The sequence below is a fragment of the Vibrio sp. SCSIO 43097 genome (assembly GCF_023650755.1).
Classification (GTDB): Bacteria; Pseudomonadota; Gammaproteobacteria; order Enterobacterales; family Vibrionaceae; genus Vibrio; species Vibrio alginolyticus.
Window position 1 is genome coordinate 77,873 of sequence record NZ_CP071840.1, and the last position, 24,830, is coordinate 102,702.

The following is a 24,830-nucleotide window of genomic DNA, read 5'->3' on the forward strand; positions in this document are numbered from 1 at the left end:
CAATGCGGCTATTGTCGTGGTAAGTCACCTGTGGCGCTTGTAAAAAACTGACAGCTTTCTCGGTAAATGAAATTAACGAGCCACTTGAGAAGGGGAAACGCCGTAGGTCTGTTTAAACGCTTTGCTGAAATGCGCTTGATCGTAGAAACCGATCTGGTGGGCGACGTCGGTACCACATTGACCAGCTTGCAGTAACTTCATGCCTTGTTCAAGGCGCAGGCGTGCGAACCACGCATAAGGCGTCATGCCGGTTTGCGCTTTAAAGTGGCGCTGGAACTGAGTTGGGCTCAGTTGGCACAGCTCTGAAAGTGAATCCAAACGCACCGCTTGGTCAAGGTTAGCCATTAGATAATCTTTTAACGTCCCAAGCGATTGGTTTCCTAGCGGCACCACTTTTTGTCGCTCAAGCGATCCGTAGCGATCAAAAAGTTGGTTAAATCCTTCAAAAGGAAGGCAATCTTTAGTGAGTTGGCTGAGGTTTTCACGACGAAGTAGCCCGTGTAAGTTACTAAGTTGTGAAAATATCTGGGGATCCGAGATGATCAGTTCGTTGAAGTGTATTATTTGACCGTTTTTCTTAAGATCGGCTAGATCGCTCAATAGGTGAGGTTCGATCGCAAACACATTTACTTCGTAGCCACTCTCGAGCTTAGATTGCCCGTCGTGCAGCTCATCCGGCGGCATAATCACAATTTGCCCGTGACCAACTTGGTGGCTGTTACCTTGGTATTGGAACTTCTGCGCACCATGCGTGATCAGGCCGAGATGAAAATCCAGATGGTAATGCCTTTGAAAAGCAAATTTCTGGTATTTCGCCTCTATTAGACTCAAGTTGTCATGGTCGGTTGCGTAGTACTGAATATGTTCCATTAAATAAAAAAGCTTGGTCACATTATGACCAAGCTTATCTGGCAATTTCTAACTTGTCTTGTAAAAAACGATCACTGTGGCTGAACGATTCGGCGTGAGCGACGGTTATTACGTAATCCATCAAAGCTAAACACGACTAGTGCTCCCCAAATAAAGACGAAAGTGATCGCTTTATCCATGGTAAAGGGTTCGCCATACATCAATACTGCAAGTAAAAACATTAAGCTTGGGCCTATATATTGGAAAAAGCCCAAAGTCGATAATTTGAGTCTTGTTGCTGCACCCGTAAAGCACAGCAGTGGCAGGGTTGTTATAACCCCAGCTGCGATCAACAAACTATTTAACGTAAGTGGATTCGTAAGCATATTTGAGGTTGGTGTATCGGCAACAAAAAGCAAATAAACAGCGGCCACTGGCAGTAGAAGTAATGTCTCAATAAACAAGCCAGTTTTTGCATCGACACTGACTTTCTTTCTTAATAAGCCATAAAAGCCGAAGCTCATTGCTAACGCCATCGCAACAACGGGTACGGAGCCAAATACAATCAGTTGAACGAGTACGCCACAACCTGCCAATACAACCGCGAACCACTGTAATTTACGCAGTCGCTCACCAAGGAAGACCATCCCGAGTAAGACGTTGATCAGTGGATTAATGTAATAACCTAAGCTGGCGTCGAGCATATGATTCGAGTTTACCGCCCAAATGAAAATCAACCAATTGCCGCCAATTAACATGGAACTTGCGATCAGGTAAGCGATTTTCGTTTTGTCTTTCGCGATGTGGTAAGCCGAGCGCCAGTGACGGCCAAAATGGAGGAGTGCAGCAAGCAAAAAGAAAGACCATATCACTCGGTGGCTGAGAATTTCCAAAGGAGATACTTGTGCGATGGACTTAAAGTACATCGGCGCAATGCCCCACATGGTATACGCGCCAATCGCTAGCAAGATGCCTTGCCGCGCGCGTTGTTGTACGTCTTCTGGTGTCATGAAGTGTCACCTAATTGTGTGTTTTATAGAGCAGAAAATCAGTATACGAGTCGTGATGCGAAACACCTAACAATTTGCGGTTTTATTCACCATGAAACCCCATTACAATGTGCCCTCACTTTGTGTGCCAGTGGTATGCATAAGCACCTCTTTTTTAAGACCCAATCTGAGACTTTTCATGACCTCGACCTTGTTAGCCGAACAATCTGATTCGCCTGTAACGCCTCAACGTGTGTTGGAGGATGTGTTTGGTTACCAAGAGTTCCGTGATGGTCAGCAGTTGGTGATTGATGCTGCGGTAGAAGGTCGCGACAGCTTAGTTATCCTGCCTACTGGTGGCGGTAAGTCGCTGTGTTATCAAATCCCTGCTTTGGTTCGCTCTGGTATTACTTTGGTGATTTCTCCGCTTATCTCGCTGATGAAAGACCAAGTGGACCAGCTTAAAGCCAACGGTGTAGCGGCTGAATGCATTAACTCGACCATGCCTCGTGAAGAACTGCTCAGCGTATATAACCGCATGCACACTGGTCATCTTAAGTTGGTGTACGTCTCACCAGAACGCGTATTGATGCGTGATTTCATTGAGCGCTTGGAAAACTTGCCGCTATCGATGATTGCTGTCGATGAAGCGCACTGTATTTCCCAGTGGGGACACGATTTTCGGCCAGAATACGCCGCGCTTGGTCAGCTTAAGCAGCAGTTTTCCCATGTGCCATTTATGGCGCTGACGGCGACAGCAGATGACGCAACGCGCCGAGATATTCTTGAACGCCTGCAACTGAATAATCCAGAGGTTTACCTAGGCAGCTTCGACCGTCCCAACATTCGCTACAACTTAGTTGAGAAGCACAAGCCGGTTTCGCAAATCGTTCGTTATCTTGAAACCCAAAAGGGGAATTGCGGCATCATCTATTGTGGTAGCCGTAAGAAAGTTGAGATGGTGACCGAGAAGCTGTGCAACAACCACATTCGTGCTGCTGGTTATCACGCAGGTATGGATGCCGATGAGCGCGCTTACGTTCAAGAAGCTTTCCAACGCGATGATATCCAGATCGTGGTGGCGACCGTGGCATTCGGTATGGGCATCAACAAACCAAACGTGCGTTTTGTGGTTCACTTTGATATCCCGCGCAATATCGAATCCTACTATCAGGAAACCGGTCGTGCAGGGCGTGATGGTTTGCCTGCCGAAGCGATGATGTTGTATGACCCGGCGGACATCAGTTGGCTGCGTCGTATGTTGGATGAGAAAGACGATGGTCCACAGAAGCAGGTGGAAACCCATAAACTGAATGCGATGAGTGCCTTTGCTGAGGCGCAAACCTGTCGTCGTCAGGTGCTATTGAATTACTTTGGTGAGTATCGTGAGAAGCCATGTGGCAACTGTGATATTTGCTTAGATCCACCGAAACACTTTGATGCCACGGAAGAAGCGCGTAAGGCGTTGTCTTGTGTGTACCGAGTGAATCAGAGCTTTGGTATGGGCTACGTGGTAGAAGTGCTACGTGGCATGCAAAACATTCGTGTACGTGAAAACGGTCACGATAAGATTTCTACCTACGCGATAGGGCGCGATCACAGCCACGATTACTGGGTGAGTATCTTCCGTCAGTTAATCCACAAAGGGCTGTTGTTCCAAAACATCACGCGTAACTCAACGTTGCAACTTACCGAAGAGGCGCGTCCGTTGTTGCGTGGCGATGTGACTCTAGAGTTAGCGGTTCCGCGTTTAGACACCGCAGCACGTGCGGCGAAATCAGATAAACTGACCAGCAAGAACTACGACAAAAAGCTGTTTGCTAAGTTACGTAAGCTGCGTAAGTCGATTGCTGATGAAGATGGTTTGCCACCATACGTGGTCTTCAGTGATGCGACTCTGATTGATATGGCGGAAATTCTGCCAACGTCTTACGGCGAAATGCTGGCAGTCAGCGGTGTTGGTCAGCGCAAACTAGAGAAGTACGCCGACCCATTCCTTGATTTGATTCAAGAACACATTACTCACCACGGATAAGGAACCAAGATGCAAAAGGAATTTGGCTTAGCGGACTACATGGCACAAGAAGGTCGCTTAATCATTACTGCGCCGAGCTTTGACCTTGATAGCTTTCCTGCTTTAGGTGAGCGTTTAGTCGGCTTGCTTTCTGCTACTGTGGTGGAAAAGCAGTGGGATGCGGACATTCACTCTTGGCTGATCGACTTTGAAGGTTGCCGACTGTTTATGAAAGCAGAGCATTACAGCGAAGCGATTTGGTTTGAAGCGTTAGCGATTGAAGAGAGCAGGGAAGAGTTGGATTATCTCGCAGGATTGTTTCAACGCGGCTTCTAAAAATAGAACTTTTCTTGAAAGGGTGTTTCACATGAAACACCCTTTTTTATGCTCAAACGTTTGCGTAAAACAGACGACTTGCGGCGAAAAGTGGTTAATGTATAATCGCCCACCGCTTCGCTCAGAAAGAGCCAAGCCAGTTTATTTTTCATTTTACATTGTTGGTAAGAGCCACTTTATTCAGTGACTCGATTTGGGTTCCCTCACCCCCAAACCAAACTAAAAAGGTATCGCATGAGTAACTTTACCCCTGCGCAGCAGCGCAACGCCCTTATCTATCTGGTTCTATTCCACCTAGTCATTATTGCATCTAGCAATTACCTAGTTCAGCTACCGTTTACTATTTTCGGTTTCCATACCACTTGGGGCGCATTCACTTTCCCATTTATATTCCTAGCGACTGACTTAACGGTGCGTATTTTCGGTGCTCAGTTGGCGCGTAAGATCATCTTCTTAGTGATGTTGCCTGCTTTGGCAGTGTCTTACTTCTTATCGGTGGTGTTCTTCGAAGGTCAATTCCAAGGTTTTGGTCACCTAGGGGAATTTAACTTATTCGTTGCTCGTATCGCGATTGCTAGCTTCATGGCGTACCTACTTGGTCAGATCATGGATGTGCACGTGTTCAACCGCCTACGTCAAATGAAGCAATGGTGGGTGGCACCAACGTGTTCAACGCTTTTCGGTAATGCACTTGATACCATCGCTTTCTTCGCCATTGCGTTCTATCAAAGCCCAGATCCATTTATGGCAGAGCATTGGACGGAAATCGCGCTGGTGGATTACGGCTTCAAACTGATTATCAGTCTTGGTTTGTTCGTTCCGATGTACGGCGTATTACTGAATTACCTAATTAAGAAGCTGACTGCGGTGAACCCTGACTTTAAGGTGACGACAAGCGTTCAGTCTTAATATCAGTGGGAACCCCGAAAGCCGCTTGCTTAAATCAAGCGGCTTTTTTGTACCTGCTTACTGGGATTTAGAGGGTTTTGTACAGCGTGGGGAGCAATTAGATCATGGGTGTCCAAAAGCTCCCTGAGCTGTACGAAGGTAAAAATGAGCAGTAAAAAAGGTCCCGAGTGAGACCTTTTAATCGAAGGTACGGCACGTAGAGGAAGCTCGCTGGTGAAATGGCTAACAGAGCATCTTCTCAATCAAAATGGCTTTTTGCGCATCGAAGGCGCCAAGTTGCAGGCCGTTATCCCAGCTGATGCTTTGATTGAACATCGCCAACATCAAACCGACACTGCGTTGATTGGCGTCCTGCCAGCAATCAGACTCGCTGTACTCTCCATCATTTATCGCGTTGCCATTAACGAGAATGGGCTCGAAACGCCATTTTTCTCCGACACGGTAGTAGCCTTTGCTGGTTAAGGTCTGGTTGGATTGAATCGTTAGATTGTGCTCGATGCCCGGTTCACCTGTTAGTTCAAATACAAACCTTAGCTGGTGGTCGCCACATTGCAGATCAACGATCAGTTGGCCGTTTTCCTCAACCAGTGTCGATTGATAATAGTCTCCAAAGCAGTGCAGCAACCAAGATATAGGGTGACTGGCAGTTTCAAGAAACCACTCTTTGAGCGTGAAGGTGCCCGGTAGGTTAACTTGGGTGACTAGATTGACCACACAAGGTTGGGTTTGCGAAGTGAGCCACTTCTCTATCGTCTTGGCGGTATTAAGCTGAGCAAAGGCGTAATTAACCAATAGGTTGGCGTTCGGTTGCTGCCAGTGAGTTATGTCAGAATTCAATCCCACCAATGGCTTTTCACAGATAAGCTTGGTTGAACCTAACGTCTTTATGATCTCTGCATGAGTATGCGCAGGTGTCGCGATGGTCACGACATCAAGTAGTTTGAGTGCGCTGATGTTCGTTTCTGCCTTTGGGATTGCTTCCTCACTGCACGCTTGCTGAAGCGGTTCTATTTGGTTGGCGCATAACGTTGTGACCGATACACCATTGTTTCGATAGTGGGGAATGTGCGTGCGTCCCCAGTTGATGCCTATGATGCCAGCTTGTTTGATTTGCTCTGGCTTGTTGAAACGTTCACTCAATGGCGGCAAGGCAATTCGTTCATCTGTTAGACGTTGGTCATGGTGATAATCATTGCTTGGCAGCACTTGCCATGGCTTGTTGTAATGCTGCTTGAGTGCACAAACGAGTTCGTAGAAATTCCACTTATCCTTTAAGTTGCTATCAAAATGGTATAAACCTGCTTCGTTCCGCTCAATAAGCTGCAAAAAGGCGAGTGCAGTATCGTCCATATGAGAAGTCGCGGGATACCAAACTGTACTAGCGGTAATAACGCCGTTCTCTTCATATTGGCGGTCGAGATGCGCCAACATGTTATTGCCTTCTGCTTGGTGATGGAGCTGCCAACCAATTCGAGCAATCATCGCATCTGGATTTGCTTGCCAGATTGCATCTTCACAACGAACTTTGTATTTGCCGTATTCATCTTGGGTGTTTCTTTCTTCAAAGATGCCATAAGGCCCATTTTTTGTGGCATCAAATACCATTGCTGTACTGACAAAAAGATAAGGAATGTTGCGCTGTTTGCAGTGCTCACCAAGCCACGCTGCCCACGCTTCACTCCCCATCGCCATGTGGCACACCGCATCAATGTGGTGCTGTTGCCAAAATTGCTCACTTTGCTGTGGATCATCTGGTGGGATTTGGTGGTGATTCCATTCCAATACGTTCCAGCCACGGAGGTGGAACTGATGAGCAACTTTAGGGGCGAGGGTGCCAGTTAAGCCAGTCATTAAAACGGTTTTCATTATGGTGCATCTTGGTTGGCTAAATCGTGCTTATCAATAAAGCATGGCTGTTTTTCGATGTAGAGCGGAGAAGCTGAGATTTTTGCTGGGCAGCACGTTTTGTAGGGGAAGTAGATGCAAAAAAGCCCAAGCGAACGCCTGGGCTTTAGTATTGTAAGGCAGTGATATTCGCTTATTTTGCTACGATATTTAATGGCCAGCCGATGTCTGTCTGACGGTTGGATTCAATTTCCAACTCAGCCGCAGTCAGTGGGTTTTTCTCTAGCCATTGCGCATCAATGTGTAACGTTAGATTGTCGCCTTCAACTGTTAGAGTCACATTTGGCTCTAGATCAGGATTGCGACGATGGCTGAGTAGAACCGCAAGACGCAACAGTCTCAATACTCGTTTGGCACTTGAGCCTGATAATGCATGCTGCTCAGGTAAAGAAGTGAGCTGTTCGCGATAGCGACGAGCCACTTCACCAATAAAGAACTTCTGTGCGCGCGTGTAACCAGGCAGATCCAAATTCTGTAGCAAGTAAGCACTATGCTCTCCGCCTTTTTTGAAATCGATAGTTAAGCCAATTTCATGCAGTTTTGCGGCGGTCTCGAGTAATATCTTGCCCTGAGGCTCTGTAATCCACTCATCGCCCCCAGCTTGCTGTAAAAGCGTGTGTGCCAGAGTAGCGACTTGTTCGCCGTATTGGTGATCGAGCTGATAGCGATTTTGTACGCTAGCGATAGTGCGGGCACGAATGTCTTCTTGACGAAGCTCTTCAACCATCTCATACACTAAGCCTTCGCGTAGTGCGCCGCCAGCCAGTGTCATAGCATCGATTTCAAGCAATTCAAAAACGGCAATCAAAATAGAGAGGCCACTAGGGAACACTAATGCACGCTCAAGTGTTAAGCCTTCAATATCGAGCTCTTCTAAATGGTCGGCCAACATGGCTTGCTTCTGTAGACGCTTGAGTTTGGAGTGAGTGATTACTTCGTCCATGCCTTGCGCCAGCATTATCTCTTGCAATGCCTGAACAGTGCCTGATGCACCAACACACACATCCCAACCAATTTCTGTATAACGTTCTAAAATCGGCTGGATGGTCTGTTTCGCTCCTTCAATTGCCGCGTCAAAGTTACGAGCATTCAATTGGCGATCTTTAAAGAAGTTTTCAAGCCAAGTCACGCAGCCCATTTTTAAGCTGGTCAGTGCTTTGGCTTCGAAACCTTCCCCGATAATCAGTTCGGTACTTGCTCCACCGATATCGACTACAAGGCGACGACCACTACCGCCAGAGGTGTGAGCGACACCTTTATAGATAGTGGCAGCTTCTTCTTCACCAGTAATCACTTCGATAGGCTGGCCTAGAATTTGGTTAGCCTTTTCTAAAAACACATCTACATTGGTCGCGGTACGTAATGTTGCAGTACCGACGATGCGAATGTTTTGTTTAGGAATGTCCTGCAAGCGTTCCGCAAATAGACTTAAGCAGTCCCATCCTCGCTGCATAGCTTCCATACTAAGAGAATTATGTTCATCTAAGCCCGCTGCTAGACGAACTTTGCGCTTAATTTTAGCCATTGTTTGAACGCTGCCATCGATGTGACGCACAACGAGCATGTGAAAACTGTTCGACCCGAGGTCGATGGCGGCATATAGCGGTGATGATCCTGCTTGACTCATAAAACGAACTCAGTTTCCTATTACGATTGTTTTGGTGCCGATTGACGCGGTTGGCGTGGACGACGTCCCTGCGGCTTACGGTTACCAGAACCAGAACCAGAACGGGTACCGCCAGTATTCGTGCGGCGCTGTTGGTTGCGTGGTGCACGCATACGAATCGGAGCTGGTAGATCTTGAATCAGTGCCGACGAATCGTACTCTGAAACTGGGATTGTATGCTCAATGTATTCTTCGATTGCTGGTAGGTTAACCGCGTACTCTTCACAAGCAAAACTGATCGAATGACCGCTCGCACCAGCGCGACCAGTACGGCCAATACGGTGAACATAATCTTCACAGTCGTCAGGAAGGTCGTAGTTGAAAACGTGCGTTACCTGAGGAATATGCAGACCACGCGCTGCAACGTCAGTTGCAACTAAGATGTCGACATCACCTTTGGTGAATTGCTCAAGAATCTTCTCACGCTTCTTCTGCGGTACATCGCCAGTAAGAAGGCCTACACGGTGTCCATCGGCAGCCAAATGTCCCCAAACCGATTCACACTTATGCTTGGTATTGGCAAAAATGATAGCGCGATCTGGCCACTCTTCTTCAATTAGTGTTTGAAGCAGCGCCATTTTGTCTTCATTCGAAGGATAGAAAAGCTCTTCCTGGATACGGTGGCCAGTTTTTTGTTCTGGTTCGACAACGACATGCTCAGGAGTATTCATGTGTTCGAATGCCAGTTCTTGAACGCGGTAAGACAGCGTTGCTGAGAACAGCATGTTCAAACGCTCTTTTGGCTCAGGCATACGACGGAACAAGAAGCGAATGTCTTTAATAAAGCCAAGATCGAACATGCGGTCGGCTTCGTCCAGAACAACAGCTTGAATGTTGTTGAGGTTAAATACGCGCTGTTTGTAGAAATCGATGATACGGCCTGTTGTTCCGATCAGAATATCTACGCCGTCTTGCAGTTTCGCAAGTTGCTTGTCGTAGCTTTCACCACCGTAAGCTAGAGCGGTTTTTAGACCTGTGCTTTCAGTTAATGATTCTGCATCATTGTAAATCTGAATAGCGAGCTCACGTGTAGGCGCCATAATAATTGCGCGTGGCTGTGTAGGCTTACGACCTTCATGTTCCGGAGTCGTCAGAAGGTGGTTGAACGTAGCAGTAAGAAACGCGAGCGTTTTACCAGTACCCGTTTGGGCCTGGCCTGCGATGTCTTGGCCGGTGAGCAGGACCGGCAACGCCAAGGCTTGGATAGGGGTACAAAATTCGAACCCTTTTTTGTCCAATCCTTCAATAACTTGGGGCTTTAAGCCCAAATCGGCGAACTTTTGCTCTGTGATATGCGTCTTTTTCATGGCTATAGAATATCAGCTAAAGCTTGCAATACGAAAGTAAATACATTCCAATAGGGCATCTAATTACTGGTTATCATCCAACCAGTTTCGAAAAACACATTGGAGTGGAAGATGAGTGATAAGATTTTGCAGCTAACTGATGACGGTTTTGAAAACGATGTAATCAACGCTGCAGGCCCGGTTCTAGTGGATTTTTGGGCAGAATGGTGTGGTCCTTGTAAAATGATCGCTCCTATTTTGGACGAAATCGCAGACGAGTACGAAGGCAAACTCACTATCGGTAAACTAAACATCGACCATAACGCAGGTACACCACCTAAGTTTGGTATTCGCGGCATTCCAACGCTATTACTATTTAAAGATGGTAACGTAGCGGCAACGAAAGTAGGTGCTCTGTCTAAAACTCAACTAAAAGAGTTCCTAGACGCAAACTTATAATCACCAAGTGATTACAGATAAAACCGTGCAAAGTTACAATGCACGGTTTTGTTTTTCTAACTCTGGACTAGAATACTAATTAGTGCTAACTTATCGCGCGTTAATTGAACAAATTTCTCTTCTTGGTCGATCCTGAGACCAAATCCATCTTAACTAGAAAACAGATCTTATTTTGACTAAACAAGAATCCACCACCATGAACCTTACCGAACTGAAGAACAGACCTGTGTCTGACCTTGTAAAACTGGGCGAAAGCTTAGGATTAGAGAACCTAGCTCGCTTAAGAAAACAAGACATCATCTTCGCGATTTTAAAAGCGCACGCGAAAGGCGGCGAAGACATCTTTGGCGATGGGGTTCTGGAAATTCTGCAAGACGGCTTTGGTTTCCTACGCAGTGCAGATAGTTCATACCTTGCGGGTCCGGACGATATCTACGTATCACCAAGTCAGATTCGTCGCTTTAACCTACGTACTGGTGACTCTATCGCTGGTAAAATTCGTCCACCAAAAGACGGTGAACGTTACTTTGCCCTTCTAAAAGTCAATACCGTTAACGACGATAAACCAGACAACGCCCGTAACAAGATCCTATTTGAAAACCTTACCCCTCTACATGCGAATGAGCGCATGGTTATGGAGCGTGGTAACGGTTCAACAGAAGACATTACAGCACGTGTTTTAGACTTGGCATCGCCAATCGGTAAAGGTCAACGTGGTCTGATTGTTGCTCCGCCTAAAGCGGGTAAAACAATGCTTCTGCAAAACATCGCGCAAAGCATCGCGTACAACCACCCAGAGTGTGAGTTGATGGTTCTTCTTATCGACGAACGTCCAGAAGAAGTAACTGAGATGCAGCGCCTAGTTAAAGGTGAAGTGGTTGCGTCGACTTTCGATGAGCCAGCATCTCGTCACGTACAAGTAGCGGAAATGGTGATCGAGAAAGCAAAACGTCTTGTTGAACATAAGAAAGACGTAGTTATCTTGCTTGACTCTATCACTCGCCTAGCTCGTGCTTACAACACCGTAGTGCCTTCATCAGGTAAAGTACTAACAGGTGGTGTGGATGCAAACGCATTACATCGTCCTAAGCGTTTCTTCGGTGCTGCACGTAACGTAGAAGAAGGCGGCAGCCTAACTATCATCGCAACGGCACTAGTAGATACTGGTTCTAAAATGGATGAAGTTATCTACGAAGAGTTCAAGGGTACAGGTAACATGGAACTGCACTTGAACCGTAAGATTGCTGAGAAGCGTGTATTCCCTGCGATTGACTTTAACCGCTCAGGTACACGTCGTGAAGAGCTACTGACGAAGACTGACGAACTACAGAAGATGTGGATTCTGCGTAAGATCGTTCACCCAATGGGCGAAATCGACGCAATGGAGTTCCTAATCGATAAGCTGGCGATGACGAAGACCAACGATGAGTTCTTCGATGCGATGCGTCGTCAATAGTCTCAGATAAGTTATTCTGCGAAAAGCCACCGTATATCGGTGGCTTTTTTATTGCTTTCTCCCGATAGAAGTATCAGAATGAAGGAAATGTTATCGGGAGGTTAACATGCAACAAGGAATGTTGTCGTCATTACTCCTGAGCTTGTCACTTATCACTCTACCTGCGACATTATCTGCCAAGGAAATGCATGAGTCTGTAGTAGAACAGTGGCTTCAGGATACTCAAATACATACTAAAGTCTCTGAACTGCTTGATTACGCTGTCAGAGATGAAGTCGACTCGCTTAAATTTGCCCTTGATAGACTTGCTTTGCCTCAACAAGAGGTGGTGCGCTTTCAATTATTGGAAAAGCTTGAAAAGCAAGATGTGATTCTCACGCCTCGAATGGCTCTGTTTGTTGAGTCCCAGATCCGTATGACCCCGACTTATCAAGTGTTAGAGCGAGGTGATGGGTATGAATTTAGTGTACCCGCTTTTAACTTTCCCGTTATTGCGAGTCGCTTGATTAAGCGTTGGAAACAAGACCAAAGTACCTTGGACTTTGTCTTACAAGCTGAACGAAGAGAGCTTAACTTAAAGCAATGGCTTACAGGGCCATCTCAACAAGCTCAAGCGCGTGAAGCGCTTTTGATTCGAGAGTTAGACAGCTTATCACCCAATGCGCTTGCTGCATTAACGGCCCAGTTAACCAAAGCAAATGTGACCAGTTGGTTACCATCGACGGCCGTGATAGTCAGGTTGGCACAAGTTAGTCAGGATGAGGAAGTGTACAACTTACTCTGGCGGATGAAAGCTGATTACAACAGCCAGTCCGAACTTGAGCGTTTAGCTGCGGTTGGAGACGTTTTTTCCATTCAGCAATTGATGAATGCCACAGTTAACCCATCACTCAAGCCAGAAGCGATTAGTCTACTTACAAAATCTAACCCTCTATCTCCGCAAGTAAAGCAGTTTCTAGTTAGAAAAATGGCGTTATCAGAAGAAGCAACCATGGTTGCTCGAGAGCTTGCTCAACAAGGGCATCAAACCTGGTTGGAAGAGTTAGTATCTTCGAACCATCAGATAAAGACTCGGCAGATTGAACAAGTATTAAAGTAATCTGGCTCACATACCCACACAAAATAGGAGGATCTTAGCGTCCTCCTATTTGTTATACTGCGGACAGTTTAATCAGCCAGCATGAAGGCCTATGAGTTTTAAGGATTTACGCGAATTTATCGACCACCTAGAACAGAAAGGTCGACTTAAACGCATCACTCACCCTGTCGATCCCGCTTATGAAATGACAGAAATCAGCGACCGCACCTTGCGTGCTGGTGGACCTGCGCTGTTGTTTGAGAACCCAATCGGCTACGACGTACCTGTTTTGACGAACCTGTTTGGTACACCAGAGCGTGTCGCAATCGGCATGGGACGTGAAGACGTTAAAGAATTAAGAGAAGTCGGTAAGCTGCTGGCTTATTTAAAAGAACCTGAGCCACCAAAAGGCTTCAAAGACGCTTTAGAAAAACTGCCTGTGTTCAAACAAGTATTGAACATGCCGGCTAAGCGTTTACGTAAAGCACCATGCCAAGACATTGTTTGGCAAGGTGATGAAGTCGACTTGGATAAAATTCCGGTAATGAGCTGCTGGGCAGAAGATGTAGCGCCGCTGCTTACTTGGGGCTTAACCGTAACCAAAGGTCCAAATAAGAAACGTCAGAACCTAGGCATTTACCGTCAGCAGAAAATTGCCAAGAACAAAATCATCATGCGTTGGTTAGCCCATCGTGGTGGTGCGCTTGATCTGCGCGATTGGATGGAAACCAACCCAGGTAAACCTTTCCCAGTTTCGGTCGCGTTTGGTGCAGACCCAGCAACCATTCTTGGCGCAGTAACACCAGTGCCAGATACGCTATCGGAATACGCATTTGCAGGTTTGCTACGTGGAAGCAAAACGGAAGTCGTGAAGTCAGTCAGCAACGATTTGGAAGTGCCAGCGAGCGCGGAAATCGTGATGGAAGGCTATATCGACCCGAACGAGTTTGCTGATGAAGGTCCTTACGGTGACCACACTGGCTACTATAACGAAAAAGAAAAGCACCACGTATTTACTATTACGCACATTACTATGCGTAAAGACCCTATTTATCACAGCACCTACACAGGTCGTCCGCCAGATGAACCAGCTGTATTGGGTGTGGCATTAAACGAAGTGTTTGTACCTATTCTGCAAAAGCAATTCCCAGAGATTGAAGACTTCTATCTACCGCCAGAAGGTTGTTCGTACCGAATGGCCGTCGTCACCATGAAGAAGCAGTACCCAGGACATGCCAAGCGCGTAATGATGGGCGTGTGGTCTTTCTTACGTCAATTCATGTATACCAAGTTTGTTATTGTGTGCGATGAATCGGTAAACGCACGAGATTGGAATGATGTCGTGAAAGCCATGTCAGAGCATATGGATCCTGTACGTGATACCTTGATGATAGATAACACGCCAATCGACTCGCTCGACTTTGCTTCACCAGTGGTTGGGCTTGGCTCCAAAATGGGCTTGGATGCGACCATTAAATGGGATGCCGAGCTGGCGACGCGAACCGAGGTCACTGAGCGAGACAGCAAAGCGATTACCGAAGCAGAACTGAATGAGTTGAAACAGCAACGCCCTGAGATTGTTGACGTCTATCTTCCAGTTACAGCAAACAACCAATTTGCTGTCGTGACTATGAAGAAAGACCAAGCTGGTCAATCCCAAGAGTTGATGGAATATCTATGGGGCTTCTTTGCTCAGTACACGGATAACAAATTCATCATTTTGTGCGACGATGACGTTAATGCACGAGATTGGAATGACATCATTTGGGCGGTGACAACTCGAATGGACCCAGATAGAGACACGATTCAAGTGCTTGGTAAGACTGAGAGTTCATCCAAATTAGGACTGGATGCGACAAACAAGTTCGAATCTGAAGTCACGCGCGAGTGGGGCACGCCTATCAAAAAAGATCCTAAACTTGTGGCTAAAGTCGATGAGATTTGGGACCAGTTAGGTATTCTATGAGTCATCAAGTCCACCTTCTACCAATGGACGTTACATTCCAAGTAAAAGAAGGGGAGACGGTGTTGGAAGCTGCGCTCAACAACAATATTCGCTTCCCACACCGTTGCCAAGTTGGCGCTTGCGCCATGTGCATGTGTAAAAAGCTAACGGGCGAGGTGAGCTATCACCTCGAACCTATGCTAACCGAAAAAGAGCAACAGCAAGGTTGGATATTCCCTTGCCAAGCCTATACAGAAAGTAATTTAGTGCTTACTTTTGACGAGTAAGTGAGAGGAACACCATGACCATCCAATGTAAAGTAAAGTCTATTCAGCCGTTAGCTTGTAATACTTACCAAATCCTTCTTCATCCAGAATCACCAGTGCCTTTTAAAGCGGGTCAGTACCTAATGGTGGTGATGGGTGAAAAAGACAAACGTCCTTTCTCTATCGCAAGCAGCCCTTGTCGTCATGAAGGTGAACTTGAACTGCACATCGGTGCGGCGGAACACAACGCTTATGCACAAGAAGTTGTCGAAGCAATGCAAGCGGCGCTTGAAACTGATGGTCAGATTGAAATTGATGCGCCACATGGCGATGCTTGGGTTCAAGAAGAAAGCGAACGCCCATTATTATTAATTGCTGGTGGTACAGGCTTCAGTTACGTTCGCTCGATTCTGGATCACTGCGTAGCGCAGAATAAAACCAATCCTATCTATTTATATTGGGGGGCGCGCGATAACTGCCAACTTTATGCTAAAGACGAACTGGTCGAGATCTCCGACAAGTTTGCCAATGTTCACTTTGTGCCAGTAGTAGAAGAAGCACCTGCAGACTGGCAAGGTAAAGTTGGTAACGTGCTACAAGCTGTAGCTGAAGATTTCGAAAGCTTAGAAAACTACGATATCTATATTGCAGGTCGTTTTGAAATGGCTGGCGCAGCACGTGAACAGTTCACTCAGAACAAGAAAGCGAAGAGCGAACGTATGTTCGCAGACGCGTACGCATTCATTTAAATACGGCTTTGAAGGCAGAAAAAGAGGGTTTTTTACCCTCTTTTTTGCTTTTTTGATGAAATAGTCATCGAACAGTCATTTTTTTCCATTTTTTTTCAAAAAAGGGTTGCGAACGGATCTGAGTTCCCTATAATGCGCATCCACCGACACGGCAGACGCGATAAGGCTTCAGCAGGGTCGGAGAGGTGAAAGCTTCTACGAAAAATAAAATTGAAAAAGTGTTTGACACTGTCAATTAAATCGCTAGAATGCACCTCCGCTTTGAGAGAAAAACTTCTCGCAAAGCAAGCTCTTTAACAATATAGACCTATCAATCTGTGTGGGCACTCGTTGATGATAATCCAAATAGTTTCTTCGGAAACAATTTAGGTTTCAATGAAACGAAGTGACCATTGAATCGAAAGATTCAGCACAGTCAATTCAAACATTACTTATGTAATGTTCAGTATTCATTGAGCCGAACAAAATCTTAAATTGAAGAGTTTGATCATGGCTCAGATTGAACGCTGGCGGCAGGCCTAACACATGCAAGTCGAGCGGAAACGAGTTATCTGAACCTTCGGGTGGCGATAACGGCGTCGAGCGGCGGACGGGTGAGTAATGCCTAGGAAATTGCCCTGATGTGGGGGATAACCATTGGAAACGATGGCTAATACCGCATGATGCCTACGGGCCAAAGAGGGGGACCTTCGGGCCTCTCGCGTCAGGATATGCCTAGGTGGGATTAGCTAGTTGGTGAGGTAAGGGCTCACCAAGGCGACGATCCCTAGCTGGTCTGAGAGGATGATCAGCCACACTGGAACTGAGACACGGTCCAGACTCCTACGGGAGGCAGCAGTGGGGAATATTGCACAATGGGCGCAAGCCTGATGCAGCCATGCCGCGTGTGTGAAGAAGGCCTTCGGGTTGTAAAGCACTTTCAGTCGTGAGGAAGGTGGTGTAGTTAATAGCTGCATCATTTGACGTTAGCGACAGAAGAAGCACCGGCTAACTCCGTGCCAGCAGCCGCGGTAATACGGAGGGTGCGAGCGTTAATCGGAATTACTGGGCGTAAAGCGCATGCAGGTGGTTTGTTAAGTCAGATGTGAAAGCCCGGGGCTCAACCTCGGAATAGCATTTGAAACTGGCAGACTAGAGTACTGTAGAGGGGGGTAGAATTTCAGGTGTAGCGGTGAAATGCGTAGAGATCTGAAGGAATACCGGTGGCGAAGGCGGCCCCCTGGACAGATACTGACACTCAGATGCGAAAGCGTGGGGAGCAAACAGGATTAGATACCCTGGTAGTCCACGCCGTAAACGATGTCTACTTGGAGGTTGTGGCCTTGAGCCGTGGCTTTCGGAGCTAACGCGTTAAGTAGACCGCCTGGGGAGTACGGTCGCAAGATTAAAACTCAAATGAATTGACGGGGGCCCGCACAAGCGGTGGAGCATGTGGTTTAATTCGATGCAACGCGAAGAACCTTACCTACTCTTGACATCCAGAGAACTTTCCAGAGATGGATTGGTGCCTTCGGGAACTCTGAGACAGGTGCTGCATGGCTGTCGTCAGCTCGTGTTGTGAAATGTTGGGTTAAGTCCCGCAACGAGCGCAACCCTTATCCTTGTTTGCCAGCGAGTAATGTCGGGAACTCCAGGGAGACTGCCGGTGATAAACCGGAGGAAGGTGGGGACGACGTCAAGTCATCATGGCCCTTACGAGTAGGGCTACACACGTGCTACAATGGCGCATACAGAGGGCGGCCAACTTGCGAAAGTGAGCGAATCCCAAAAAGTGCGTCGTAGTCCGGATTGGAGTCTGCAACTCGACTCCATGAAGTCGGAATCGCTAGTAATCGTGGATCAGAATGCCACGGTGAATACGTTCCCGGGCCTTGTACACACCGCCCGTCACACCATGGGAGTGGGCTGCAAAAGAAGTAGGTAGTTTAACCTTCGGGGGGACGCTTACCACTTTGTGGTTCATGACTGGGGTGAAGTCGTAACAAGGTAGCGCTAGGGGAACCTGGCGCTGGATCACCTCCTTATACGATGATTATTGCGATGAGTGTTCACACAGATTGATACGGTTTATGAAGTAAAGAGACGATACTGGGTCTGTAGCTCAGGTGGTTAGAGCGTTCGCCTGATAAGCGAGAGGTCGGTGGTTCGAGTCCACTCAGACCCACCAATTTCTTTCCCAAGGAATTGGCGACAGTATCGACACCTTGATGGGGCTATAGCTCAGCTGGGAGAGCGCCTGCCTTGCACGCAGGAGGTCTGCGGTTCGATCCCGCATAGCTCCACCATCTTTAAGTGTTCTTGAAAAAGAACCTTTAAAAATGGTTTTCATCAGAAAATCTAGCTCTTTAACAATTTGGAAAGCTGACAAAACAACAATTTATTGTTGTTTGTAAAGTTCTCAATGTTTGTCTTTATGACAAACACCAAAAAACACATTCAAGTGTTCTTGGGAATATCACTTTTACAGTGATTATTCGAAATTGAGTCCGGCAAAATCGAATGTCTCTCGCTCATTCAAATAATGAGAGACAACTTTGGTGATTTGAACATCAACTCGAAACTCCTTCGGGTTGTATGGTTAAGTGACTAAGCGTACACGGTGGATGCCTTGGCAGTCAGAGGCGATGAAGGACGTATTAACTTGCGATAAGCCCAGATTAGGTAGTAAAAACCATTTGAGTCTGGGATTTCCGAATGGGGAAACCCAATACCATAAGGTATTACTGTTGAGTGAATACATAGCTCAACAGGGCGAACCGGGGGAACTGAAACATCTAAGTACCCCGAGGAAAAGAAATCAACCGAGATTCCGAAAGTAGCGGCGAGCGAAATTGGACTAGCCCTTAAGCTTTACACGCGTTAGACGAACAGCCTGGAAAGGCCGACGATACAGGGTGATAGTCCCGTAGTTGACGACGTGTGTTCAGTGAAATCGAGTAGGGCGGGACACGTGATATCCTGTCTGAATATGGGGGGACCATCCTCCAAGGCTAAATACTACTGACTGACCGATAGTGAACCAGTACCGTGAGGGAAAGGCGAAAAGAACCCCTGTGAGGGGAGTGAAATAGAACCTGAAACCGTGTACGTACAAGCAGTAGGAGCAGGCTTGTCCTGTGACTGCGTACCTTTTGTATAATGGGTCAGCGACTTATATTCAGTGGCAAGGTTAACCATCTAGGGGAGCCGTAGGGAAACCGAGTCTTAACTGGGCGTTCAGTCTCTGGATATAGACCCGAAACCAGGTGATCTAGCCATGGGCAGGTTGAAGGTTGAGTAACATCAACTGGAGGACCGAACCGACTAATGTTGAAAAATTAGCGGATGACTTGTGGCTAGGGGTGAAAGGCCAATCAAACCTGGAGATAGCTGGTTCTCCCCGAAAGCTATTTAGGTAGCGCCTCGGACGAATACTACTGGGGGTAGAGCACTGTTAAGGCTAGGGGGTCATCCCGACTTACCAACCCTTTGCAAACTCCGAATACCAGTAAGTACTATCCGGGAGACACACGGCGGGTGCTAACGTCCGTCGTGGAGAGGGAAACAACCCAGACCGCCAGCTAAGGTCCCAAATTACTACTAAGTGGGAAACGATGTGGGAAGGCTCAGACAGCCAGGATGTTGGCTTAGAAGCAGCCATCATTTAAAGAAAGCGTAATAGCTCACTGGTCGAGTCGGCCTGCGCGGAAGATGTAACGGGGCTAAGTAGTAAACCGAAGCTGCGGCAATGCACTTTAGTGCATTGGGTAGGGGAGCGTTCTGTAAGCGGTTGAAGGTGTGTGGTAACGCATGCTGGACGTATCAGAAGTGCGAATGCTGACATGAGTAACGATAAAGGGGGTGAAAAACCTCCTCGCCGGAAGACCAAGGGTTCCTGTCCAACGTTAATCGGGGCAGGGTAAGTCGACCCCTAAGGCGAGGCCGAAAGGCGTAGTCGATGGGAAACGGGTTAATATTCCCGTACTTCTTACAATTGCGATGGGGGGACGGAGAAGGCTAGGTGGGCCTGGCGACGGTTGTCCAGGTTCAAGTGCGTAGGCTGAGAAATTAGGTAAATCCGGTTTCTCTTAAGGCTGAGACACGACGTCGAGCATCTACGGATGTGAAGTCATTGATGCCATGCTTCCAGGAAAAGCCTCTAAGCTTCAGATTGTAAGGAATCGTACCCCAAACCGACACAGGTGGTCGGGTAGAGAATACCAAGGCGCTTGAGAGAACTCGGGTGAAGGAACTAGGCAAAATGGTACCGTAACTTCGGGAGAAGGTACGCTCTCGACGGTGAAGTCCCTTGCGGATGGAGCTATTGAGAGTCGCAGATACCAGGTGGCTGCAACTGTTTATTAAAAACACAGCACTGTGCAAAATCGCAAGATGACGTATACGGTGTGACGCCTGCCCGGTGCCGGAAGGTTAATTGATGGGGTTAGACTTCGGTCGAAGCTCTTGATCGAAGCCCCGGTAAACGGCGGCCGTAACTATAACGGTCCTAAGGTAGCGAAATTCCTTGTCGGGTAAGTTCCGACCTGCACGAATGGCGTAATGATGGCCACGCTGTCTCCACCCGAGACTCAGTGAAATTGAAATCGCTGTGAAGATGCAGTGTACCCGCGGCTAGACGGAAAGACCCCGTGAACCTTTACTACAGCTTGGCACTGAACATTGACCCTACATGTGTAGGATAGGTGGGAGGCTTTGAAGCGCAGTCGCTAGATTGCGTGGAGCCGTCCTTGAAATACCACCCTTGTAGTGTTGATGTTCTAACGTCGACCCCTTATCGGGGTTGCGGACAGTGCCTGGTGGGTAGTTTGACTGGGGCGGTCTCCTCCCAAAGCGTAACGGAGGAGCACGAAGGTGGGCTAATCACGGTTGGACATCGTGAGGTTAGTGCAATGGCATAAGCCCGCTTGACTGCGAGAATGACAATTCGAGCAGGTGCGAAAGCAGGTCATAGTGATCCGGTGGTTCTGAATGGAAGGGCCATCGCTCAACGGATAAAAGGTACTCCGGGGATAACAGGCTGATACCGCCCAAGAGTTCATATCGACGGCGGTGTTTGGCACCTCGATGTCGGCTCATCACATCCTGGGGCTGAAGTCGGTCCCAAGGGTATGGCTGTTCGCCATTTAAAGTGGTACGCGAGCTGGGTTTAGAACGTCGTGAGACAGTTCGGTCCCTATCTGCCGTGGGCGTTGGAGAATTGAAAGGGGCTGCTCCTAGTACGAGAGGACCGGAGTGGACGAACCTCTGGTGTTCGGGTTGTGTCGCCAGACGCATTGCCCGGTAGCTAAGTTCGGGATCGATAACCGCTGAAAGCATCTAAGCGGGAAGCGAGCCTTGAGATGAGTTCTCCCTGATACTTTAAGTATCCTAAAGGGTTGTCGTAGACTACGACGTTGATAGGCAGGGTGTGTAAGCGTTGTGAGGCGTTGAGCTAACCTGTACTAATTGCCCGTGAGGCTTAACCATACAACACCCAAGGGGTTTTGATGGACTCAATGAAAGAACATTGAATGTGTAAGAACGAGAATTAAAAAACAGCTTTCCAGATTAAAGAATTTGCTTGGCGACCATAGCGTTTTGGACCCACCTGATTTCCATGCCGAACTCAGAAGTGAAACGAAATAGCGCCGATGGTAGTGTGGGGCTTCCCCATGTGAGAGTAGGACATCGCCAGGCTTTAAATATCGTTATTTGCATAGACAAGTAACAACATCACCAGTGTACTAATCTGTTGATGACAATTTGTGGAGAGATGGCTGAGTGGTTGAAAGCACCGGTCTTGAAAACCGGCATACGTTAATAGCGTATCTAGGGTTCAAATCCCTATCTCTCCGCCACTATTAAGAAGCCTCGCTAGAAATAGCGAGGCTTTTTTCATTTCCGCACATCTTTATTACTCTATCTATGCTTGCCAAAAATCAATTCCATATGCGATCTACTTTTCGACAAAGTAATATTGGGATCGGTATTGGTTGTGACGTTTTGATTTTTGCTAAGAAGTGCAGTTGCCTCTAAAGCTGTTCATCCTCATCACTGCATGCTGTCCCGATAAGGTTGTTGGAGATGCTTTGTTAAGGTGTTGAACCATCTATTGCCTTATCGTTCTCTTAAAGCACTACCATTGCTTCTCTAGCCCCTTTTACCGGATAGACCGAACAAATAAGCATACTAAAATAGCCACTGTTTCACTGATGTATCTTTTTGTTTTGCTCAGTCTAGCGATGCGTGTGCTCTATTGCCTAAATCTAGCTACGTCTTAAAACCATACATCAACAGGCTAAAGTTACGTATTCCTGCATCTTTTAAAATTGTTTTTGGATTCTGCTGGAATGACAGGATCAGAGTAGTCAAAAGAGAAGAGTGAAAGTGAAACGATAGTGAGTTGCTAGGAAGTTGGAAATTACTTGGGAACCAATGAATTTGATAAACATATTGATGTAAGGACTGAAGGGTTAATAGCAGGCAATAAAAAAGCCGACAGGTAAGCTGTCGGCTTGGTTAGGTCATCTTAAGTTAGTCATTCTGTACGAGCGTGAGAGCTTTACGAGAGACTTCGTGAGCAGCTTTGGTTAGATTTTGCTTCTCTAGTGTGTCTGCTAGGAATGCATAGTCAGAGACGTCAGAGCGAAGCTTTAAGGCGATCTCAAAGTGATCCTGGGCTTCTTGCCACTTCTCTTGACGGAAATAGAAGTGCGCTAATGCGCTATGGGCAGCGGCGTTATCCGGTTCTTTCTTCACTACTCCCTCTAAGAAGACCACGACAGGGTGGGTATCTGGCAGGTTTAGATCTGGCAGAAGTTGATAAAGCTCTGGGGCAGGTTGTTTTTTTAATGCTTCTTTTAGCACGGTAAAGGCTTCTGCATCAGCTTTTCGTGTGATGAGTTCTCGAGCAAAACAGGCAACGAGGTTTGTGTCTTGTTTCACTTTACGTGAGAGACTATTCCAATGGGAGATTAGCCCTTCGCTACCTTGTTGTTGCGCTACTTCATGGAGTAAGCCGCACTGCGCCTTTTGAATCAGCTCTGCATGTTCTTCTTCCGTGATGAGTTTTGCTTTGGTTAGTTGTGGCAAGAGGTCAATAAGAGGTTGCCACAACTTTAGCTGCATGTACGTTGTTTTCAGCAAGTTCAATACAATAGAGTTACTCGCATACTGACTTTTTAACGATTGCAAGGTATCGAAAGCGGACTCGAACTCGTTGTCGCGGATAAATTGTTTCGCTCGAGTCAGTTCTACTGCGAGATGGGCGTTCTCTTGTTGGCTCGCTAGCGCTAGATAGTGATCTCGTTTTGCTTTATCACCTTGGCCTTGTGCGGCTTCAGACGCAACCAAGTAGCAAAGCAGCGGCATATCGTGATGATTTGCCCAGCGAGTTACTTTCTTCTCAGCACCTTTCCAGTCACCTTCTAGAAGTTTAATAATGCCTTCATTGGTGTATCGGCGGGAATGGCGCATTTTGCGAACACTGAAGTAGTTCCATGTTGTAGAACTAGCATAAACTAACTTCTTAATCAGGTACTCAAGCAGAAAAAGACCTGCGAGTGCAGCGATAACGAAAACCACTAATGTCGTTACGCTCATCTCGATCGTTTTCTCGGCAATGGAGATGAGTACATAGCCTTGCTGACCAGAAAACTGGGTGCCAACAAATAGTCCTGCGCCTAGTACAACAAATAGGAAAATAAGACGAAACATTACTTATCCTCCATGCCTGTCATCGTTGTGACTTCACGACGTAGGCGTTCACGGATGACATCTGATAGTTGAGACTGACTTTGCAGTTTTGTTGGGTATTCCACTTGAATATTTTGCTGACTTAGTAGGTTAACCGTTTTGTTGAACTCTTTAACAGAATTATCGTCTTGGTTGAAGAAAGCTAATGCCCATTTGTCTGCTGTTTTTAGAGACGTGGTGTAAATTTCACCTTGCTCTTGGTACACCGCTTTTATTGCCGTTTCCAATTTGGCTTTGATGTTTTCTTTCAGGTAAAAGTGTTGCTCAGGAGAAAGCAGTGGAATGACGTTACCATCGCGCGTGCGGAAGGTAATGAAGTTTTCTGAAAAGTCCTTCAAAGAGGTCATTAAGTTATCTTGCCAGTTTGCGATATCTTCAGACACTTCAGTGTTTTCTACGGCTTCAGCTTCAGGTAGCAGTGCATTGGCGAGAGGGAGCTTGTCTACTTGCTGTTGTAGGGCAGTTAAGCGTAGTACCAATCCATCACGGTCAATTAGCGGGATCGTGCGAAGTTTGGTGATATCGTTCGCCATTGCTTTACGTAGTTTGACGAGGCTAGGGTCATTCAGTGCTGCAATGCGTTGGTCTGCACTTTCCATCAGTTGAGTCGCGCTTTCTACATCGTGCTCTAAGAACAATTTACGACCAGCTAATTTGACAAGGTAATCGGCTTCCGCTAATAGCCAGTCGTTTGGTCGACGACCTTTCACATCGGCAACGGCGAGCTGTAAGCTTTCAATGCTCTTCTGTTGCTGTCCAAGTACCACTTCCGCTTTGTGTGTCACGGTTGTTGCTTTCTCGATGGTTTCTTCTTGTACCCGGCTGAGTTCTTGCTTCATGGAAGCTTGAGTGCTTTCTAGCTGACTTTTTAGTTGGGCGATCTGCGCTTGGTAATCGGCTTGCTGTTGATGCAGCTTGTACGCGAGGCCACCGCCAAAAATAATCGATAAGATGATAGCGACCGTACCTAGTTTGACACCACGTTTACCTTGTTTTTCTTCAAACTCGACTTTGGTTGGCTCTGCTGTTTTTGGGCGCTCGGCCGCTTGTGGTTGCTCTTTTTTAAGGTCCGCATCCTGCTGCGATGTGGTTTTTTCGACTAGCGGTGCCGATGAGGTTTCTTCGGAAAGGTTTTTATCGTTATTTTTTTGGTCGTTATTTTTACTTGTCATGCCTATATCCTGTGTAG

At 47.0% G+C, this 24,830-nt stretch carries 16 protein-coding genes, 3 tRNA genes and 3 rRNA genes; 15 read left to right on the top strand and 7 right to left on the bottom strand.

What is annotated here, in order from left to right:
- Positions 1-72: 72 nt before the first annotated feature.
- Positions 73-870, bottom strand: a complete 798-nt coding sequence (locus tag J4N40_RS00400; RefSeq protein ID WP_017633800.1) for an AraC family transcriptional regulator — start codon at positions 868-870, stop codon at positions 73-75.
- A gap of 71 nt (positions 871-941) precedes the next feature.
- Complete coding sequence (gene rarD / locus J4N40_RS00405; RefSeq protein ID WP_170890942.1) at positions 942-1,859, bottom strand: EamA family transporter RarD; 918 nt, start codon at positions 1,857-1,859, stop codon at positions 942-944.
- 178 nt (positions 1,860-2,037) lie between these two features.
- On the opposite strand from rarD, the gene recQ reads away from it, so the two are divergent.
- The 3 genes from recQ (at position 2,038) to J4N40_RS00420 (ending at position 5,097) form a co-directional block, all read left to right on the top strand.
- Complete coding sequence (recQ, locus tag J4N40_RS00410) at positions 2,038-3,873, top strand: ATP-dependent DNA helicase RecQ (RefSeq protein ID WP_005451195.1); 1,836 nt, start codon at positions 2,038-2,040, stop codon at positions 3,871-3,873.
- Positions 3,874-3,882: 9 nt separating this feature from the next.
- Entirely contained in the window at positions 3,883-4,188 is a 306-nt protein-coding gene (locus tag J4N40_RS00415) for a DUF3630 family protein (RefSeq protein ID WP_005378772.1), read from the top strand.
- A 234-nt stretch (positions 4,189-4,422) separates the two neighbouring features.
- Positions 4,423-5,097 (top strand): 7-cyano-7-deazaguanine/7-aminomethyl-7-deazaguanine transporter, encoded by a 675-nt coding sequence (locus J4N40_RS00420; RefSeq protein WP_005378770.1) that lies wholly within the window; start codon positions 4,423-4,425, stop codon positions 5,095-5,097.
- A 222-nt stretch (positions 5,098-5,319) separates the two neighbouring features.
- Here the strand turns inward: J4N40_RS00420 and J4N40_RS00425 are convergent, their stop codons facing one another.
- The 3 genes from J4N40_RS00425 to rhlB all read right to left on the bottom strand — a co-directional run bounded on the left by J4N40_RS00425 (position 5,320) and on the right by rhlB (position 9,975).
- Positions 5,320-6,963 (bottom strand): sugar nucleotide-binding protein, encoded by a 1,644-nt coding sequence (locus J4N40_RS00425; RefSeq protein WP_017633802.1) that lies wholly within the window; start codon positions 6,961-6,963, stop codon positions 5,320-5,322.
- Positions 6,964-7,135: 172 nt separating this feature from the next.
- Positions 7,136-8,629: a guanosine-5'-triphosphate,3'-diphosphate diphosphatase gene (gene gppA, locus J4N40_RS00430; RefSeq protein WP_005382885.1), complete on the bottom strand. Its 1,494-nt coding sequence runs from the start codon at positions 8,627-8,629 to the stop codon at positions 7,136-7,138.
- 20 nt (positions 8,630-8,649) lie between these two features.
- Positions 8,650-9,975, bottom strand: coding sequence for an ATP-dependent RNA helicase RhlB (gene rhlB / locus J4N40_RS00435; RefSeq protein WP_250654332.1), 1,326 nt, complete (start codon positions 9,973-9,975; stop codon positions 8,650-8,652).
- Between the two features lie 111 nt (positions 9,976-10,086).
- Between rhlB and trxA the strand changes: the two genes are divergently transcribed.
- The 12 genes from trxA (at position 10,087) to J4N40_RS00495 (ending at position 21,744) form a co-directional block, all read left to right on the top strand.
- On the top strand, positions 10,087-10,413 hold the full coding sequence (gene trxA / locus J4N40_RS00440; protein WP_004745500.1) for a thioredoxin TrxA: 327 nt from the start codon (positions 10,087-10,089) through the stop codon (positions 10,411-10,413).
- Positions 10,414-10,609: 196 nt separating this feature from the next.
- Positions 10,610-11,869 (top strand): transcription termination factor Rho, encoded by a 1,260-nt coding sequence (gene rho, locus J4N40_RS00445; protein ID WP_005378757.1) that lies wholly within the window; start codon positions 10,610-10,612, stop codon positions 11,867-11,869.
- 106 nt (positions 11,870-11,975) lie between these two features.
- Positions 11,976-12,968, top strand: a complete 993-nt coding sequence (locus J4N40_RS00450) for a hypothetical protein (protein WP_033907315.1) — start codon at positions 11,976-11,978, stop codon at positions 12,966-12,968.
- 91 nt (positions 12,969-13,059) lie between these two features.
- Complete coding sequence (gene ubiD / locus J4N40_RS00455) at positions 13,060-14,913, top strand: 4-hydroxy-3-polyprenylbenzoate decarboxylase (protein WP_085570149.1); 1,854 nt, start codon at positions 13,060-13,062, stop codon at positions 14,911-14,913.
- Positions 14,910-15,179 (top strand): 2Fe-2S iron-sulfur cluster-binding protein, encoded by a 270-nt coding sequence (locus J4N40_RS00460; RefSeq protein ID WP_009696789.1) that lies wholly within the window; start codon positions 14,910-14,912, stop codon positions 15,177-15,179. Before ubiD ends, J4N40_RS00460 begins: the two co-directional genes overlap by 4 nt.
- 14 nt (positions 15,180-15,193) lie before the next feature.
- Complete coding sequence (fre, locus tag J4N40_RS00465; protein WP_213867454.1) at positions 15,194-15,907, top strand: NAD(P)H-flavin reductase; 714 nt, start codon at positions 15,194-15,196, stop codon at positions 15,905-15,907.
- Between the two features lie 471 nt (positions 15,908-16,378).
- Positions 16,379-17,931: ribosomal RNA gene (locus tag J4N40_RS00470) — 16S ribosomal RNA — on the top strand.
- A gap of 66 nt (positions 17,932-17,997) precedes the next feature.
- A tRNA-Ile gene (locus tag J4N40_RS00475) sits at positions 17,998-18,074 on the top strand.
- Positions 18,075-18,116: 42 nt separating this feature from the next.
- Positions 18,117-18,192: transfer RNA gene (locus J4N40_RS00480), tRNA-Ala, on the top strand.
- A 291-nt stretch (positions 18,193-18,483) separates the two neighbouring features.
- A 23S ribosomal RNA gene (locus tag J4N40_RS00485) occupies positions 18,484-21,373 on the top strand.
- Positions 21,374-21,466: 93 nt separating this feature from the next.
- Positions 21,467-21,583: ribosomal RNA gene (gene rrf / locus J4N40_RS00490) — 5S ribosomal RNA — on the top strand.
- Together the 16S, 23S and 5S rRNA genes with 3 tRNA genes alongside form the textbook arrangement of a ribosomal RNA operon.
- A 70-nt stretch (positions 21,584-21,653) precedes the next feature.
- A tRNA-Ser gene (locus J4N40_RS00495) sits at positions 21,654-21,744 on the top strand.
- 676 nt (positions 21,745-22,420) lie between these two features.
- On the opposite strand, the gene J4N40_RS00500 is transcribed toward J4N40_RS00495, so the two are convergent.
- Both J4N40_RS00500 and J4N40_RS00505 read right to left on the bottom strand, forming a co-directional pair.
- A complete protein-coding gene (locus tag J4N40_RS00500) occupies positions 22,421-23,602 on the bottom strand; it encodes a heme biosynthesis protein HemY (protein ID WP_136977226.1) in 1,182 nt (393 codons plus the stop codon).
- Positions 23,602-24,813, bottom strand: coding sequence for a uroporphyrinogen-III C-methyltransferase (locus J4N40_RS00505; protein WP_250654333.1), 1,212 nt, complete (start codon positions 24,811-24,813; stop codon positions 23,602-23,604). Before J4N40_RS00505 ends, J4N40_RS00500 begins: the two co-directional genes overlap by 1 nt.
- Positions 24,814-24,830 lie beyond the last annotated feature (17 nt).

Bases quoted from the DNA above. Each gene is read 5' to 3' on its own strand.
- J4N40_RS00420 (WP_005378770.1), top strand. From the start codon at position 4,423: ATGAGTAACTTTACCCCTGCGCAGCAGCGCAACGCCCTTATCTATCTG.
- gppA (WP_005382885.1), bottom strand. From the start codon at position 8,629: ATGAGTCAAGCAGGATCATCACCGCTATATGCCGCCATCGACCTCGGG.
- J4N40_RS00460 (WP_009696789.1), top strand. From the start codon at position 14,910: ATGAGTCATCAAGTCCACCTTCTACCAATGGACGTTACATTCCAAGTA.
- ubiD (WP_085570149.1), top strand. From the start codon at position 13,060: ATGAGTTTTAAGGATTTACGCGAATTTATCGACCACCTAGAACAGAAA.
- J4N40_RS00505 (WP_250654333.1), bottom strand. From the start codon at position 24,813: ATGACAAGTAAAAATAACGACCAAAAAAATAACGATAAAAACCTTTCC.
- trxA (WP_004745500.1), top strand. From the start codon at position 10,087: ATGAGTGATAAGATTTTGCAGCTAACTGATGACGGTTTTGAAAACGAT.
- rhlB (WP_250654332.1), bottom strand. From the start codon at position 9,975: ATGAAAAAGACGCATATCACAGAGCAAAAGTTCGCCGATTTGGGCTTA.
- rho (WP_005378757.1), top strand. From the start codon at position 10,610: ATGAACCTTACCGAACTGAAGAACAGACCTGTGTCTGACCTTGTAAAA.
- J4N40_RS00400 (WP_017633800.1), bottom strand. From the start codon at position 870: ATGGAACATATTCAGTACTACGCAACCGACCATGACAACTTGAGTCTA.
- J4N40_RS00500 (WP_136977226.1), bottom strand. From the start codon at position 23,602: ATGTTTCGTCTTATTTTCCTATTTGTTGTACTAGGCGCAGGACTATTT.
- J4N40_RS00415 (WP_005378772.1), top strand. From the start codon at position 3,883: ATGCAAAAGGAATTTGGCTTAGCGGACTACATGGCACAAGAAGGTCGC.
- rarD (WP_170890942.1), bottom strand. From the start codon at position 1,859: ATGACACCAGAAGACGTACAACAACGCGCGCGGCAAGGCATCTTGCTA.
- J4N40_RS00425 (WP_017633802.1), bottom strand. From the start codon at position 6,963: ATGAAAACCGTTTTAATGACTGGCTTAACTGGCACCCTCGCCCCTAAA.
- fre (WP_213867454.1), top strand. From the start codon at position 15,194: ATGACCATCCAATGTAAAGTAAAGTCTATTCAGCCGTTAGCTTGTAAT.
- J4N40_RS00450 (WP_033907315.1), top strand. From the start codon at position 11,976: ATGCAACAAGGAATGTTGTCGTCATTACTCCTGAGCTTGTCACTTATC.
- recQ (WP_005451195.1), top strand. From the start codon at position 2,038: ATGACCTCGACCTTGTTAGCCGAACAATCTGATTCGCCTGTAACGCCT.